Source organism: Aphanothece microscopica RSMan92 (assembly GCF_046613545.2).
GTDB lineage: Bacteria > Cyanobacteriota > Cyanobacteriia > PCC-6307 > Cyanobiaceae > NIES-981.
The window spans coordinates 1-485 of record NZ_JBKKKY020000473.1 but is presented as its reverse complement, the minus strand read 5'-3'; the positions used below and the strand labels follow the sequence as shown (position 1 = coordinate 485).

Below are 485 nucleotides of genomic sequence, written 5' to 3'. Positions count from 1 at the left end.
GATTGGCTTTACCAAGGGTAAACGGCGAGTCGGGCGTAGTGAACATAGGGACGGGTGACCGACCGAAGCGAATGTAGGCAGGGCCAACGTGTTCGCCCATGGCGATGGTTGCCTTCTTGGCCTCTTCAAAGTCGGCTGGCACGATCATCGTCATGTGCGGCAACGTGCGAAGAAAGGCTACCTCTTCCAGAACCTGGTGCGTGGCACCGTCGGGGCCTACGGAAATACCAGCATGGCCTCCGCCGATCTTGACGTTGGCCTCGTTGTAGGCAACGGAAATGCGCAGCTGGTCGGCATTTCGAAGCGCACAGAATGCGCCATAGGAAGCGAAGAAGGGAATCTTGCCCGAGAGTGCAAGACCTGCTGCAATCGTGGTGGCGTTCTGCTCGGCGATACCGATGGAGAAGAACCGTTCGGGGAATTTGTCTTTGAAGAGCGACGTCATCACAGATCCTGTAATGTCGCCTCCGAGAACGATGACGTTG

Annotated in this window: 1 protein-coding gene; it reads right to left on the bottom strand. The window is 56.9% G+C overall.

The window, feature by feature from the left end:
* Window positions 1–445: transketolase family protein (locus ACLD7X_RS18605; RefSeq protein ID WP_425625509.1), on the bottom strand; the 445-nt coding region annotated here is incomplete at its 3' end.
* Window positions 446–485: the final 40 nt, after the last annotated feature.